The following is a 15,483-nucleotide window of genomic DNA, read 5'->3' on the forward strand; positions in this document are numbered from 1 at the left end:
GGGGTGCGGCCTGATGCCCTCACCCCGGCCCTCTCCCACGGGGAGAGGGAGCAACCACTAAAAACGGCAATCTAAGATTGCCGTTTTGCTTTTACCTAGCCCTTCATCCACGCCCGGATCCCGTCCAGGAACATCTGCGTCGCCATCATCACCAGAATCAGCCCCATCAAGCGTTCCAGCGCATTGACCCCTTTTTCGCCCAGCAGGCGCAGGAACAGCGACGATTGCAGCAGAATGATGAACGTTCCGCCCCAGGCAATCAGCAAAGCAATCACCAGATGGCTCATCTGGTTGGGATACTGATGCGACAGCAGCATCAATGTGGCCAGAATGGTCGGCCCGGCGACCAGCGGGATCGCCAGCGGTACGATAAACGGCTCTTCACCCGCAGGCAGTCCGCTGCTGCTGCCTTCCGCGCTCGGGAAAATCATCTTAATGGCAATCAGGAACAGAATAATTCCGCCGGAAATGGAAACCGTTTCGGCACGCAGATTCAGGAAGGCGAGAATTTTTTCGCCGGCAAACAGGAAGATAAACATCACCAGCAGGGCGATAAGCAGCTCGCGGATCATGATCGCCCGGCGGCGCTTGGGTTCGGTGTGCTTCAGCACCGACATGAAAATCGGCAGGTTTCCCAGTGGATCCATTATCAGGATCAATAAAACCGCCGCAGAAATGATTTCACTCATGTAAATTAGCCCTGAATTTCTCTATGGTTATTAGGATGATTAGCTCTTTTTCTGATTGCCGGGCAATCATCGATTAATTTCGCTTGCGACTTTGGCAGCATTTTGTAATGTGAAGCATATCCCAGTTCAATACTGGCTTGCACAAACAGCACACACCCTCTGCAGGAAACAAATGCTATGAAAAACGTTGGTTTTATCGGCTGGCGCGGTATGGTCGGCTCTGTACTCATGCAACGCATGGTTGAAGAGCGCGATTTCGACGCTATCCGCCCGGTCTTCTTCTCCACTTCCCAGCTCGGCCAGGCTGCACCGTCCTTTGGTGGTACCACAGGGACGTTGCAGGATGCTTACGATCTGGAAGCGCTGAAGGCACTCGACATTATTGTGACCTGCCAGGGCGGCGATTATACCAACGAAATCTATCCAAAGCTGCGTGAAAGCGGCTGGCAGGGCTACTGGATTGACGCGGCCTCTTCGCTGCGTATGAAAGACGATGCCATCATCATCCTCGACCCGGTGAACCAGGGCGTGATCACCGACGGCCTGAACAACGGCGTGAAAACCTTTGTCGGCGGTAACTGCACCGTCAGCCTGATGCTGATGTCCCTCGGTGGCCTGTTCGCGCAGGACCTGGTTGAGTGGGTCTCCGTGGCGACCTACCAGGCCGCATCCGGCGGCGGTGCGCGTCACATGCGTGAACTGCTGACCCAGATGGGCCAGCTGCACCAGAGCGTTGCGACCGAGCTGGCAAATCCGGCGTCCGCGATCCTCGATATCGAGCGTAAGGTCACCGAGCTGACCCGCAGCGGCGAACTGCCGGTAGATAACTTTGGCGTACCGCTGGCCGGTGGCCTGATCCCATGGATCGACAAACAGCTGGATAACGGCCAGACCCGTGAAGAGTGGAAGGGTCAGGCGGAGACCAACAAAATCCTCGCTACCGCGAACACCATTCCGGTTGACGGTCTGTGCGTGCGTATCGGCGCGCTGCGCTGCCACAGCCAGGCCTTCACCATTAAACTGAAAAAAGATGTGTCTATTCCGACCGTGGAAGAGTTGCTTGCCGCACACAACCCGTGGGCGAAAGTGGTGCCAAACGATCGCGATATCACCATGCGCGAACTGACGCCTGCGGCCGTCACCGGCACGCTGACCACGCCGGTTGGCCGTCTGCGCAAGCTGAACATGGGGCCAGAGTACCTCTCCGCGTTCACCGTGGGTGACCAGCTGCTGTGGGGTGCCGCAGAGCCGCTGCGCCGCATGCTGCGCCAGCTGGCGTAATAATTTGTTAACTACCGGGGGTGATTTTCACCCCCTTTTTTTGCGTACTACATGGAGTAAAACGCAGATGTCTTATTTTTTATCAGGAGGAACCTCGTCGTTGGCTATGCTTTAAGGAAGATTTATTTCTCACCTGAGGGTAGGGCGGGGCAGAGAGGATGAGCTGCACCGTTTAGGTCACATTAAAAGTCGTCCCGGAGCGAATAAAAAGGGCGACATAAAAAAACAGGATGAATACCATGTCCGATCGTATTTCGAGAGACGTGATTAATGCGCTTATTGCGGGTCATTTTGCCGACCCCTTTTCTGTGCTAGGGATGCACCGTACAGAGGCCGGGCTGGAAGTTCGCGCGCTGTTACCGGATGCCACAGAAGTGTGGGTCATCGAACCCAAAACCGGCCGCAAGGTGGGTAATCTGGAATGCCTCGACTCACGTGGCTTCTTCTCGGGCGTCATGCCCCGTCGTAAAAATCCCTTTCGTTATCAGCTTGCCGTCATCTGGCACGGTCAGCAAAACCTGATTGACGATCCCTATAGCTTTGGCCCGCTCTTAAAAGAGATGGATGCCTGGCTGCTGTCCGAAGGTACCCATCTGCGGCCTTATGAAACGCTGGGTGCCCATGCGGATACCATGGATGGTATTACCGGCACGCGGTTTGCCGTGTGGGCGCCAAACGCCCAGCGCGTCTCCGTCGTCGGGCAGTTCAACTACTGGGACGGTCGTCGTCACCCCATGCGCCTGCGTCGGGAAACCGGCATCTGGGAGCTGTTCATCCCCGGCGCGCATAACGGTCAGCTCTATAAGTTTGAGATGATCGATGCCAACGGCAAGCTGCGCATTAAGGCTGACCCGTACGCCTTTGAAGCGGAGCTGCGCCCGAATACTGCCTCGCTTATTTGCGGCCTGCCGGAGAAGGTGGTCCAGACGGAAGAGCGCAAGCAGGCTAACCGCTTCGACGCGCCAATCTCCGTTTATGAGGTGCATCTCGGCTCCTGGCGTCGCCACACCGATGACAATTTCTGGCTGAGCTATCGTGAGCTGGCTGACCAGCTGGTACCGTACGCCAAATGGATGGGCTTTACCCATCTGGAGCTGCTGCCGGTTAACGAGCACCCGTTCGACGGAAGCTGGGGCTATCAGCCCACCGGGTTATACGCACCGACGCGCCGCTTTGGCACGCGCGACGACTTCCGCTATTTCGTTGATGCCGCACACGCCGCCGGGCTAAACGTCATTCTTGACTGGGTGCCGGGCCACTTCCCGTCGGATGATTTTGCGCTGGCCGAGTTCGACGGCACAAAACTGTACGAGCACAGCGACCCGCGCGAAGGCTATCACCAGGACTGGAATACGCTGATCTACAACTACGGTCGTCGTGAAGTCGCGAACTACCTGGTCGGGAACGCGCTTTACTGGATCGAGCGTTTCGGCATTGATGCCCTGCGCGTGGATGCGGTGGCGTCGATGATCTATCGCGACTATAGCCGCAAAGAGGGCGAGTGGATCCCGAACGAGTATGGCGGTCGCGAGAACCTGGAAGCGATTGAGTTTCTGCGCAACACCAACCGCATTATTGGCGAGCAGGTCGAGGGCGCGGTGACGATGGCGGAAGAGTCCACCGACTTCCCGGGCGTTTCCCGTCCGCCGTCAATGGGTGGCCTGGGCTTCTGGTACAAGTGGAACCTGGGCTGGATGCACGACACGCTCGACTACATGAAGCTCGACCCGGTTTATCGCCAGTATCATCACGATAAGCTTACCTTCGGGCTGCTCTACAACTACACCGAAAACTTCATGCTGCCGCTGTCGCACGATGAAGTGGTGCACGGTAAAAAATCCATTCTCGACCGCATGCCGGGCGACGCGTGGCAGAAGTTTGCCAACCTGCGCGCCTACTACGGCTGGATGTTCGCCTTCCCTGGCAAAAAACTGCTGTTTATGGGCAACGAGTTCGCCCAGGGGCGGGAGTGGAACCACGATACCAGCCTCGACTGGCATCTGCTGGAGGGCGCTGACAACTGGCACCACGGCGTGCAGCGGCTGGTCCGCGATCTGAACCTGACCTACCGCCACCATAAAGCACTGCACGAGCTGGACTTCGATCCGTACGGTTTTGAGTGGCTGGTGGTGGACGACCATGAGCGCTCGGTATTTGTCTTTGTGCGCCGGGATAAAGCGGGCAACGAGATTATCGTTGCCAGTAATTTTACGCCGGTTCCACGTCATCATTACCGCTTTGGCATTAATCAGGCCGGTAAATGGCGCGAAATCCTCAACACCGATTCCATGCATTACCACGGCAGTAACGCCGGTAACGGCGGACTGGTCCAGAGTGATGCCATCGAAAGCCACGGGCGCCCCAACTCCCTGAGCCTGACGCTGCCGCCGCTCGGTACCATCTGGCTGGTGCGGGAGGGCGAATGACGCAGCTTACGGCAGGTAAACCCGAACCGCTCGGGGCGAGCTTTGACGGAAAGGGTGTGAATTTCACCCTCTTTTCTGCTCACGCGGAGCGGGTCGAACTCTGTGTGTTTGATGGGGAAGGTAACGAACATCGTTACGATTTACCGGCGCGCACCGGGGATACCTGGCACGGTTACCTGGCCGGTGGGCGGCCAGGGATGCATTACGGTTTTCGCGTTCACGGTCCCTGGGCGCCTGCTCAGGGGCACTGGTTTAACCCGGCAAAGCTGCTGATTGACCCCTGCGCCCACCGCGTGGAAGGCGAGTTTAAAGACGACCCGATTTTCCACGTCGGCTACGGGGAACCAGACCACCGCGACAGCGCCCACGTGGCCCCAAAAAGCGTGGTGGTGGGCGATCGCTACGACTGGGAAGACGATGCCCCGCCGGGCACGCCGTGGGGCAACACCGTGATTTACGAGGCCCATGTAAAAGGGCTGACCTATCTCCATCCGTCTATTCCCAAAGAGATGCGCGGCACCTATAAGGCGCTCGGCCATCCGACCATGATCGCCTATCTGAAACATCTCGGGATCACCGCGCTGGAGTTGTTGCCCATCGCCCATTTCGCCAGCGAGCCTCGCCTGCAGCGACTGGGCCTGAGCAACTACTGGGGCTACAACCCGCTGGCGATGTTTGCGCTCGACCCCCGCTACGCCGTCCACCCGGACAAGGCGCGGGACGAGTTTCGTGATGCGGTGAAAGCGCTTCATGCGGCCGGTATCGAAGTGATTCTGGACGTGGTGCTGAACCACAGCGCGGAAAGCGATCTCGACGGTCCGACGCTCTCCATGCGCGGAATTGATAACCGTAGCTATTATTGGATCAGAGAGGATGGTGATTACCACAACTGGACCGGTTGCGGTAACACGCTCAACCTCAGCCATCCGGCGGTGACGCATTTTGCGTATGAATGCCTGAAATATTGGGTGGAAACGTTCCACGTCGACGGTTTTCGTTTTGACCTGGCGCCGGTGATGGGGCGCACGCCGGGGTTCAGCCAGCAGGCGCCGCTGTTTGAGGCGATCAAAAACTGCCCGGTGCTCTCGCGGGTGAAACTGATTGCCGAGCCGTGGGACATTGGTGAAGGCGGCTACCAGGTGGGGAACTTCCCGCCGCTGTTTGCCGAATGGAACGACCACTATCGTGATGCCGTACGCCGCTTCTGGCTGGAGAGAAGCCTGTCGCTGGGGGAGTTCGCCGGACGCTTTGCCGCTTCCAGCGATCTGTTTAAACGTGATGGCAAACGACCGTCTGCTACCGTCAACCTGGTGACCGCGCATGATGGTTTTACGCTCCGGGACTGCGTTTGTTTCAATCAGAAACACAATGAGGCAAATGGCGAGGAGAATCGCGATGGCACTAACAATAACCATAGCTTTAATCATGGTATAGAAGGGTTAGGCGGAAGTCTGGATGTTATTGAGCGGCGACGCGCCAGCGTGCATGCGCTGCTGACGACGCTTTTGTTGTCGCAGGGCACGCCGATGCTGCTGGCAGGGGATGAACATGGCCACAGCCAGCACGGTAACAACAACGCCTATTGCCAGGACAACACCTTAACCTGGCTCGACTGGGGAGAAGCGAACAGCGGCCTGATCCACTTTACCGCGGCGCTGATCCACCTTCGTCAGCAGATCCCCGCGCTCACCGCCAACCGCTGGTGGGAGGAGGGCGACGGCAACGTTCGCTGGCTGAATAAAGACGCGCAACCGTTAAGCGCGCAAGAGTGGCAACACGGCGTACCGCGCCTGCAGATCCTGCTTTCGGATCGCTGGCTGGTTACGCTGAACGCGACGGATGACGTCGCTGAGATTGTTTTACCTGACGGGGAATGGCGCGCCGTTCCCCCCTTTGCCGGAGCGGATAATCCGGTAGTAATGGCTGTCTGGCACGGGCCTGCGCACGGAGTGTGCGTATTCCAAGATGATAAAAAAGGAGTTAGTCATGGTTAGATTAGAGAAGAACGATCCCTTAATGTTGGCACGCCAGCTCCCCTTAAAAACGGTTGCCCTGATCCTCGCTGGCGGGCGCGGAACCCGTCTTAAAGATTTGACCATCAAGCGCGCCAAGCCGGCTGTTCACTTTGGTGGTAAGTTCCGAATTATCGATTTTGCACTGTCCAACTGCCTGAACTCAGGTATTCGCCGCATTGGCGTCATTACGCAGTATCAGTCGCACACCCTGGTGCAGCATATTCAGCGCGGCTGGTCATTCTTCAGCGAAGAGATGAATGAGTTTGTCGATCTCCTGCCTGCCCAGCAGCGTGTTCACGGTGAAAACTGGTACCGCGGCACCGCTGATGCGGTGACCCAGAACCTCGATATCATTCGCCGCTACAACGCGGAGTACATTGTGATCCTCGCCGGGGATCACATCTACAAGCAAGACTACTCCCACATGCTCATCGACCACGTCGAGAAAGGGGCGCGCTGCACCGTGGCGTGTCTGCCGGTGCCCGTTGCCGAGGCGACGGCGTTTGGCGTGATGCACGTGGACGCGGACGATAAAATTATCGACTTCGTTGAAAAACCGGCCAACCCACCAACCATGCCGGGAGATGACACCAAATCGCTCGCCAGCATGGGGATCTATGTCTTTGATGCAGATTACCTTTATGAGCTGCTGGAAGAAGACGACAAAGACGAACACTCCAGCCACGACTTCGGTAAAGACATCATTCCGAAAATTACCAAAGCTGGCATGGCCTATGCACATCCTTTCCCGCTGTCCTGCGTGCAGTCAGATCCGAATGCGGAACCTTACTGGCGCGATGTGGGAACCCTGGAAGCGTACTGGAAAGCCAACCTCGATCTGGCCTCCGTCACGCCTGAGCTGGATATGTACGACCAGAACTGGCCGATCCGTACCCATATGGAATCCCTGCCGCCAGCGAAATTCGTTCAGGACCGCTCCGGCAGCCACGGCATGACGCTGAACTCGCTGGTCTCTGGTGGGTGCATTATCTCCGGCTCGGTGGTGGTGCAGTCGGTGCTGTTCCCGCGCGTGCGTATAAACTCATTCTGTAATATCGATTCGGCGGTGCTGCTGCCGGATGTCTGGGTCGGGCGTTCGTGTCGTCTGCGTCGCTGCGTGATCGACCGTGCCTGCGTCATTCCTGAAGGAATGGTGATTGGTGAAAACGCGGAAGAAGATGCACGTCGCTTCTACCGTTCTGAAGAGGGGATCGTGTTAGTCACACGGGAAATGTTGCGGAAGCTGCAGATCAAACAGGAGCGATGATGCAGGTTTTACACGTATGTTCTGAGATGTTCCCGTTGTTAAAAACGGGCGGCCTGGCGGATGTTCTTGGTGCATTACCCGCGGCGCAGATCGCCGGCGGAGTCGATACCCGAGTTCTGCTGCCTGCCTTCCCGGATATCCGGCGCGGCATTCCCGATGCAAAGGTGGTGACGCGCCGTGACACCTTCGCCGGACGCATTACCCTGCTGTATGGACATTACAATGGCGTGGGCATCTACCTGATCGACGCGCCGCACTTATATGACCGACCAGGTAGCCCGTATCACGATACGAACCTGTTTGCCTATACCGACAACGTGCTGCGTTTTGCGCTGCTCGGCTGGGTTGGGGCTGAAATGGCGGTAGGGCTGGATCCGTTCTGGCGCCCGGACATTGTGCACGCACACGACTGGCACGCGGGGCTCGCTCCGGCATATCTGGCGGCGCGCGGCCATCCGGCGAAATCGGTCTTTACGGTGCATAACCTGGCGTATCAGGGCATGTACTACGCCCATCACATGAATGACATCGATCTGCCATGGTCGTTCTATAACATGCACGGGCTGGAGTTTAACGGGCAGATCTCGTTCCTGAAGGCCGGGCTTTACTATGCCGACCACATCACGGCCGTGAGCCCGACCTACGCCCGTGAAATTACGCAGCCGGAGTTCGGCTACGGCCTGGAAGGGTTGCTCCGTCAGCGCCATCGTGAAGGGCGTTTGTCGGGGATCCTTAACGGTGTCGATGAACAGATCTGGAACCCGGAGACCGACCTGCTGCTCGCGGCCCGCTATGGCCGTGATTCCGTGGAAGACAAAGCGGAAAACAAACGCCAGTTACAAATTGCGATGGGGCTGAAGGTCAACGACAAAGTGCCGCTGTTTGCGGTGGTGAGCCGTCTGACCAGCCAGAAAGGGCTGGACCTGGTGCTGGAGGCCCTGCCGGGTCTGCTGGAGCAGGGCGGACAGCTGGCGCTGCTCGGCGCGGGCGACCCGGTATTGCAGGAAGGATTCCTGGCGGCAGCGGCGGAACACCCGGGGCAGGTGGGCGTGCAGATTGGCTATCACGAAGCGTTCTCGCACCGGATCATGGGCGGCGCGGACGTCATTCTGGTGCCGAGCCGTTTCGAACCTTGCGGCCTGACGCAGCTCTACGGCCTGAAGTACGGCACCCTGCCGCTGGTGCGACGCACGGGCGGGCTGGCGGATACGGTATCTGACAGCTCACTGGAAAACCTGGCGGACGGTATCGCCAGCGGGTTTGCCTTTGAGGACAGTAATGCCTGGTCGCTGCTTCGGGCGATTCGGCGTGCTTTCGTCTTGTGGTCCCGTCCGTCGCTGTGGCGTTACGTTCAACGTCAGGCGATGTCCATGGACTTTAGCTGGCACGTTGCGGCGCAGTCATACCGCGATCTCTATCAACGCTTGATGTAACGAGGCGAAGTTACTGATATGAACGCTCCTTTTAGCTACTCTTCCCCCACGCTCAGCGTTGAGGCGTTGAAGCACTCTATCGCCTATAAGCTGATGTTTACCATCGGGAAAGATCCGGTCATCGCCAACAAACACGAGTGGCTCAACGCCACCCTGTTTGCGGTGCGTGACCGCATGGTTGAACGCTGGCTGCGCTCCAACCGCGCCCAGCTGTCGCAGGAAACGCGTCAGGTTTACTACCTGTCGATGGAATTTTTGATTGGCCGTACCCTCTCTAACGCGCTGTTATCGCTCGGTATTTACGATGACGTTAAAACCGCGCTGGAAGAGATGGGGCTGGACCTGGAAGAGCTGATTGACGAAGAGAACGACCCGGGGCTCGGTAACGGTGGCCTGGGGCGACTTGCCGCCTGCTTCCTCGACTCGCTGGCGACGCTGGCCCTGCCGGGGCGTGGCTATGGCATTCGCTACGACTACGGGATGTTCAAGCAGAACATCGTGGACGGACGTCAGAAAGAGTCCCCGGACTACTGGCTGGAATACGGTAACCCGTGGGAGTTTAAACGACACAATACGCGCTATAAGGTGCGGTTTGGCGGACGTATTCAGCAGGAAGGGAAAAAGTCCCGCTGGGTGGAAACCGAAGAGATCCTTGCCGTCGCCTATGACCAGATTGTCCCGGGCTACGACACCGATGCGACCAATACGCTGCGTCTGTGGAATGCGCAGGCCAGTAGCGAGATTAACTTGGGTAAATTTAACCAGGGCGACTACTTCGCGGCGGTGGAAGATAAAAACCACTCCGAGAACGTCTCCCGCGTGCTCTACCCGGACGACTCGACCTATTCCGGGCGCGAGCTGCGCCTGCGTCAGGAGTATTTCCTCGTCTCCGCGACGATTCAGGATATCCTCAGCCGTCACTATCAGCTGCACAAGACCTACGCCAATCTGGCGGAAAAAACCGCCATTCACCTCAACGATACCCATCCGGTGCTGTCGATCCCGGAGCTGATGCGTCTGCTTATCGACGAGCATAAGTTCAGCTGGGACGATGCGTTTGAGGTGACTTGTCAGGTCTTCTCTTACACTAACCACACGCTGATGAGCGAAGCGCTGGAAACCTGGCCGGTGGATATGCTCGGCAAAATTTTGCCGCGCCATCTGCAGATCATCTTTGAAATTAACGACTACTTCCTCAAGACGCTGCAGGAGCAGTATCCGAACGATACCGGCCTGCTGAGCCGCGCTTCTATCATTGATGAATCGAATGGTCGTCGCGTACGCATGGCCTGGCTGGCGGTGGTGATCAGCCACAAGGTGAACGGGGTTTCAGAGCTGCACTCGAACCTGATGGTGCAGTCGCTGTTTGCGGACTTTGCGAAGATCTTCCCGACGCGTTTCTGCAACGTGACCAATGGCGTCACGCCGCGTCGCTGGCTGGCGCTGGCAAACCAGCCGCTTTCTGAGGTGCTGGATGAGCACATTGGCCGCACCTGGCGAACCGATCTCAGCCAGCTGAGCGAGCTTGAACAGCACATTGATTTTCCGGCGGTGAACAAAGCCGTACGAGAAGCCAAGCTGCTGAACAAGAAACGTCTGTCAGTCTGGCTGGCGTTGCATCTGAACGTGGTGGCGAACCCGAAAGCGCTGTTCGACGTGCAGATCAAACGTATTCACGAGTACAAGCGCCAGCTGATGAACGTGCTGCATGTGATCACCCACTATAACCGCATCAAGGCCGATCCGACGGCGGAGTGGGTGCCGCGCGTGAAGATCTTTGCCGGTAAGGCGGCATCCGCTTACTACATGGCGAAGCACATCATTCACCTCATCAACGATGTGGCGAAGGTGGTCAACAACGATCCGGATATCGGCGACAAGCTGAAGGTGGTCTTTGTTCCTAACTACAGCGTCAGCCTGGCGCAGCTGATCATTCCGGCGGCCGATCTCTCTGAGCAGATCTCCACCGCCGGGACGGAAGCGTCCGGCACCAGTAACATGAAGTTTGCCCTTAACGGCGCGCTGACCATCGGCACGCTGGACGGGGCCAATGTCGAAATGCTGGAGCACGTGGGGGCGGAAAATATCTTTATCTTCGGGAATACCACGGAAGAGGTGGAGGCGCTGCGCAAGAAAGGCTACTCGCCGCGTGAGTATTACGAAGAGGATGAGGAGCTACGTCAGGTGCTGACGCAAATCGCCACCGGGGTGTTTAGCCCAGACGAGCCAGGGCGCTATCGGGACCTGGTGGATTCGCTGATTAACTTTGGCGACCACTATCAGGTGCTGGCGGATTACCGCAGCTACGTGGATTGTCAGGACAGGGTGGACGAGCTTTATCGTCAGCAGGAGAAGTGGACCTGCGTCGCGATGCATAACATCGCCAATATGGGGTATTTCTCGTCCGACAGGACCATTAAGGAGTATGCCGAGAATATCTGGCATATTGATCCGGTGCGGTTGTAAAAACAAAGCCCGGTGGCGCTGCGCTTACCGGGCCTACGGGATCGAGTAGGCCGGGTAAGGCGGAGCCGCCACCCGGCTTTTTTACATCACGACGCCAACGACAGCTCACGCTTCCCCGCATGCTGCAGCAACCACTGCGCCACACGCGACTGCTGTTCGGCATTCAGCCACATACCCTCTTTGGTACGACGCCAGATGGCATCATCCAGACGGCGAACCCACTCATGTTCCACCAGATAGCGCAGTTCGGCTTCGTACAGCTCGTGGCCAAAATGTTCGCCCAGGTCGGTAATCTCTTTCGCGTCACCCAGGATCAATTCCGTGTTGCTGCCGTAGGTACGGGCATAGTGGCGCGCCATGCCTTCCGTAATGAATGGATAGCGACGACGCAGCTTCGCGGCGTAATCATCGCGGTTGTCGCCGATATCACCGCCAGGCAGTACCGCGCCTTTGGTCCATGCCGGGCCAATGCCTTTGTAGTACGGCGCCAGTTTTTCCAGCGCGTGCTCGGCCAGCTTACGGTAGGTGGTGAGCTTGCCGCCAAACACGGAGAGCAGCGGTGCCTGACCGTCCACGTCGTGAATATCGAGCGTATAGTCACGGGTAATCGCCTGCGGTGAGTCAGATTCGTCATCGCACAGCGGACGCACGCCGGAGTAAGTCCAGACCACGTCATCACGGGACAGCTGTTTCTTGAAGTGCGCGTTATACACCTTCAGCAGGTAGTTCACTTCGCTCTCGTCGATCTCGACGTTTTTCGGATCGCCTTTGTACTCCACGTCGGTGGTGCCGATGATGGAGAATTCGTCCATCCACGGGATCACAAACACAATGCGCTTGTCTTCGTTCTGCAGAATGTAGGCCTGCTTCTGGGTGTGCACGCGTGGTACCACAATGTGGCTGCCTTTGATCAGGCGGATACCGTACGGAGATGGCAGATGCATCCCCTCGTCGAAGAACTGTTTCACCCATGGGCCGGTGGCGTTCACCAGACCGCGCGCTTTCCAGCTGAACTTCTCGCCGGTATCCACGTCTTCCGCTTCGACGATCCACAGGCCGTTTTCACGGCGCGCAGCGGTGGCGCGGGTGCGGGTTTTCACTTCGCCGCCTTTCTTCTCAACCATCTGTGCGTTAGCCAGCACCAGACGCGCATCGTCCACCCAGCAGTCGGAATATTCGAAACCGCGCACGATTTCAGGCTTAAGGACCGATTCTGAGCCAAAACGCAAACCGTTTGAACCCGGCAGGCTGGTGCGTTTACCCAGATGATCGTACATAAACAGACCGATTCGAATCATCCACGCCGGACGCAGATGCGGGCGATGGGGCAGGCGGAAGCGCATCGGGATGGCCAGGTGCGGTGCCATCTTCAGCAGCACTTCACGTTCGGCCAGCGCTTCACTGACCAGACGGAATTCATAGTGTTCCAGGTAGCGCAGGCCACCGTGAATCAGTTTGGAGCTGGCGGACGACGTCGCGCAGGCGAGGTCGTTAGCTTCCAGCATCAGTACGGATAATCCGCGTCCTGCGGCGTCTGCCGCAATACCGGCACCGTTGATGCCACCGCCTATCACAATCAGATCTTTGGTTTCCATAACACCCTCACGCACTTTCGTTAAAGCTCAGAAATGTTCGATATCGCTCATAATAGCAAAGGAACGCGCTTTTGGTAACATCAAAAAAACAATTTAGAGTGATATGGATAACATAATGGCGTTTACCCGCCGCCAGGACGTACACTACGGGGTAAAATAGTGCGACTAACTTTTCTCCCTCTCCCCGTGGGAGAGGGCTGGGGTGAGGGCATCAGAGCGCACCCAACCTGAACAACAGAAAGAGAACACCATGGATCAGTTTGAATGTATTAATGTAGAAGAAGCCCACCAGAAGATGCACCAGGGAACGGCGGTGCTGGTGGATATCCGCGATCCGCAGAGTTTTGCGATGGGCCACACCCCGGGTGCGTTCCACCTCACCAACGATACGCTGGGCGCGTTTATGCGCGATAACGACTTCGATACGCCGGTGATGGTGATGTGCTATCACGGCAACAGCAGCAAAGGTGCGGCGCAGTACCTTATTCAGCAGGGCTATGATGCGGTCTACAGCGTCGACGGCGGTTTCGATGCCTGGCATCGTCATTTCCCGGCAGAAGTGGAATACGCTTTTGAGCGCTGATCCCGCTATACTGTCCCCTTTTGTGTGGAAATAAGCGACCGCCGCCCATGTTGATGATCACCTCTTTTACCAATCCGCGCGTCGCCCAGGCGTTTGTCGACTATATGGCAACCCAGGGCATCATCCTGACCGTTCAGCAGCACACGAAAACCGATGTCTGGCTGGCGGATGAAAGCCAGGCCGATCGCGTGAATGCGGAGCTGGCCCGCTTTCTTGAGAATCCCGGCGACCCTCGCTATCTGGCCGCGAGCTGGCAGTCGGGGCAGACGGGGAGCGGACTGCACTATCGGCGCTTCCCCTTCCTTGCCACCATTCGCGAGCGCGCAGGTCCGTTTACGCTGCTACTGATGCGGCCTGCATTATCGTCTTCATCATTATGAACGTGGTGGGCGACCAGAGCGTGATGATCGCGCTTGCGTGGCCGTACGACCCGTCTCTCGATTTTGACGTCTGGCGCTATTTCACCCACGCGCTGATGCACTTCTCGGTGATGCATATTCTCTTTAACCTGCTGTGGTGGTGGTATCTCGGTGGCGCGGTGGAGAAGCGTCTGGGCAGCGGCAAGCTGATTGTTATCACCCTTATCAGCGCCCTGCTGAGCGGCTATGTGCAGCATAAATTCAGCGGCCCGTGGTTCGGTGGTTTATCCGGCGTGGTGTATGCCCTGATGGGCTATGTCTGGCTCAGAGGCGAGCGCGACCCCGAAAGTGGCATTTATCTGCAGCGCGGATTGATAACCTTTGCGTTAATATGGCTAATTGCCGGATGGTTTGATCTGTTTGGTATGTCTATCGCCAATGGTGCACACGTCACCGGGCTTGCCGTCGGGCTGGCAATGGCGTTTGCCGACACGCTCCATGCGCGAAAACGAACATAATTCCCAGGGATATTTCATGAAACAAACACAACGTCATGACGCCATTATCGAACTGGTAAAAAAACAGGGATACGTCAGCACCGAAGAGCTGGTGGAACAGTTTGCCGTCAGCCCACAAACCATCCGCCGCGACCTGAACGATCTTGCCGATCAAAACCGTATTTTGCGCCATCACGGCGGGGCGGCGCTGCCGTCCAGTTCGGTTAACACCTCGTGGCATGACCGCAAAGCCACGCAGACGGCAGAGAAAGAGCGCATTGCCCGTAAAGTGGCGAGCCAAATCCCCAACGGGGCGACGCTGTTTATTGATATCGGCACCACGCCTGAAGCGGTCGCCCATGCGCTGCTGGATCACGAAAACCTGCGCATCGTGACCAACAACCTGAACGTGGCCAATACCCTGATGCAGAAAGATGATTTCCGCATCATCCTCGCCGGGGGCGAACTGCGCAGCCGCGACGGCGGCATTATTGGTGAAGCGACGCTCGATTTTATCTCTCAGTTCCGTCTCGACTTCGGCATTCTGGGGATCAGCGGCATCGACAGCGACGGCTCACTGCTGGAGTTTGATTATCACGAGGTGCGCACCAAGCGCGCGATCATTGAAAACTCACGTCACGTGATGCTGGTGGTGGACCACTCTAAATTTGGCCGTAACGCGATGGTCAACATGGGCAGCATCAGCATGGTAAATGCGGTTTATACCGATGTGATGCCACCGGCGGGCGTGATGCAGGTGATTAAAGATAATAATGTGCAGTTAGAGTTATGTTGAGACGCCTTTCTCCCTCTCCCTGTGGGCTGAGGGATCCCCAGTAATATGGTCATGCCACCATGACCATATTACTGTA

Annotated in this window: 10 protein-coding genes and 1 pseudogene; 9 read left to right on the forward strand and 2 right to left on the reverse strand. The window is 57.3% G+C overall.

The annotated features are described in order from the left end of the window. Positions 1–95: 95 nt before the first annotated feature. Positions 96–689 (reverse strand): NAAT family transporter YhgN, encoded by a 594-nt coding sequence (yhgN, locus tag AK59_RS0122780; protein ID WP_003861574.1) that lies wholly within the window; start codon positions 687–689, stop codon positions 96–98. A 177-nt stretch (positions 690–866) separates the two neighbouring features. Between yhgN and asd the strand changes: the two genes are divergently transcribed. The 6 genes from asd to glgP all read left to right on the forward strand — a co-directional run bounded on the left by asd (position 867) and on the right by glgP (position 11,577). Beyond that, the gene (gene asd, locus AK59_RS0122785; protein WP_029883894.1) at positions 867–1,970 is read left to right on the forward strand and encodes an aspartate-semialdehyde dehydrogenase; all 1,104 of its coding nucleotides are present in this window, start codon (positions 867–869) and stop codon (positions 1,968–1,970) included. Between the two features lie 239 nt (positions 1,971–2,209). Further along, positions 2,210–4,396 carry a 1,4-alpha-glucan branching enzyme gene (gene glgB, locus AK59_RS0122790; RefSeq protein ID WP_023621440.1) on the forward strand — a complete coding sequence of 729 codons (2,187 nt, stop codon included), beginning with the start codon at positions 2,210–2,212 and terminating at the stop codon, positions 4,394–4,396. After that, complete coding sequence (gene glgX / locus AK59_RS0122795; RefSeq protein WP_029883895.1) at positions 4,393–6,390, forward strand: glycogen debranching protein GlgX; 1,998 nt, start codon at positions 4,393–4,395, stop codon at positions 6,388–6,390. The genes glgB and glgX overlap by 4 nt, the downstream gene beginning before the upstream one ends. Further along, positions 6,383–7,678, forward strand: coding sequence for a glucose-1-phosphate adenylyltransferase (gene glgC / locus AK59_RS0122800; protein WP_013099110.1), 1,296 nt, complete (start codon positions 6,383–6,385; stop codon positions 7,676–7,678). The genes glgX and glgC overlap by 8 nt, the downstream gene beginning before the upstream one ends. After that, positions 7,678–9,111, forward strand: a complete 1,434-nt coding sequence (gene glgA, locus AK59_RS0122805; protein ID WP_029883896.1) for a glycogen synthase GlgA — start codon at positions 7,678–7,680, stop codon at positions 9,109–9,111. Before glgC ends, glgA begins: the two co-directional genes overlap by 1 nt. A gap of 18 nt (positions 9,112–9,129) precedes the next feature. Next, complete coding sequence (glgP, locus tag AK59_RS0122810; protein WP_013099108.1) at positions 9,130–11,577, forward strand: glycogen phosphorylase; 2,448 nt, start codon at positions 9,130–9,132, stop codon at positions 11,575–11,577. Positions 11,578–11,663: 86 nt separating this feature from the next. Here the strand turns inward: glgP and glpD are convergent, their stop codons facing one another. Continuing rightward, a complete protein-coding gene (gene glpD, locus AK59_RS0122815; protein WP_013099107.1) occupies positions 11,664–13,172 on the reverse strand; it encodes a glycerol-3-phosphate dehydrogenase in 1,509 nt (502 codons plus the stop codon). A gap of 250 nt (positions 13,173–13,422) precedes the next feature. Here glpD and glpE point away from each other — a divergent pair, with 250 nt between their 5' ends. From glpE to AK59_RS0122830, 3 genes and pseudogenes are all read left to right on the forward strand, one after another. Beyond that, positions 13,423–13,755 (forward strand): thiosulfate sulfurtransferase GlpE, encoded by a 333-nt coding sequence (gene glpE, locus AK59_RS0122820; RefSeq protein ID WP_014833569.1) that lies wholly within the window; start codon positions 13,423–13,425, stop codon positions 13,753–13,755. Positions 13,756–13,802: 47 nt separating this feature from the next. Further along, positions 13,803–14,632: pseudogene (gene glpG, locus AK59_RS01000000123975) on the forward strand (rhomboid family intramembrane serine protease GlpG). Positions 14,633–14,648: 16 nt separating this feature from the next. After that, positions 14,649–15,407 carry a DeoR/GlpR family transcriptional regulator gene (locus tag AK59_RS0122830; RefSeq protein ID WP_013099103.1) on the forward strand — a complete coding sequence of 253 codons (759 nt, stop codon included), beginning with the start codon at positions 14,649–14,651 and terminating at the stop codon, positions 15,405–15,407. Positions 15,408–15,483: the final 76 nt, after the last annotated feature.

The organism is Enterobacter sp. T1-1, assembly GCF_000710795.1.
GTDB classification, from domain to species: Bacteria; Pseudomonadota; Gammaproteobacteria; order Enterobacterales; family Enterobacteriaceae; genus Enterobacter; species Enterobacter cloacae.

Coding starts and splice junctions, on each gene's coding strand:
- yhgN (WP_003861574.1), bottom strand. CDS start 689: ATGAGTGAAATCATTTCTGCGGCGGTTTTATTGATCCTGATAATGGAT.
- asd (WP_029883894.1), top strand. CDS start 867: ATGAAAAACGTTGGTTTTATCGGCTGGCGCGGTATGGTCGGCTCTGTA.
- glgB (WP_023621440.1), top strand. CDS start 2,210: ATGTCCGATCGTATTTCGAGAGACGTGATTAATGCGCTTATTGCGGGT.
- glgX (WP_029883895.1), top strand. CDS start 4,393: ATGACGCAGCTTACGGCAGGTAAACCCGAACCGCTCGGGGCGAGCTTT.
- glgC (WP_013099110.1), top strand. CDS start 6,383: ATGGTTAGATTAGAGAAGAACGATCCCTTAATGTTGGCACGCCAGCTC.
- glgA (WP_029883896.1), top strand. CDS start 7,678: ATGCAGGTTTTACACGTATGTTCTGAGATGTTCCCGTTGTTAAAAACG.
- glgP (WP_013099108.1), top strand. CDS start 9,130: ATGAACGCTCCTTTTAGCTACTCTTCCCCCACGCTCAGCGTTGAGGCG.
- glpD (WP_013099107.1), bottom strand. CDS start 13,172: ATGGAAACCAAAGATCTGATTGTGATAGGCGGTGGCATCAACGGTGCC.
- glpE (WP_014833569.1), top strand. CDS start 13,423: ATGGATCAGTTTGAATGTATTAATGTAGAAGAAGCCCACCAGAAGATG.
- AK59_RS0122830 (WP_013099103.1), top strand. CDS start 14,649: ATGAAACAAACACAACGTCATGACGCCATTATCGAACTGGTAAAAAAA.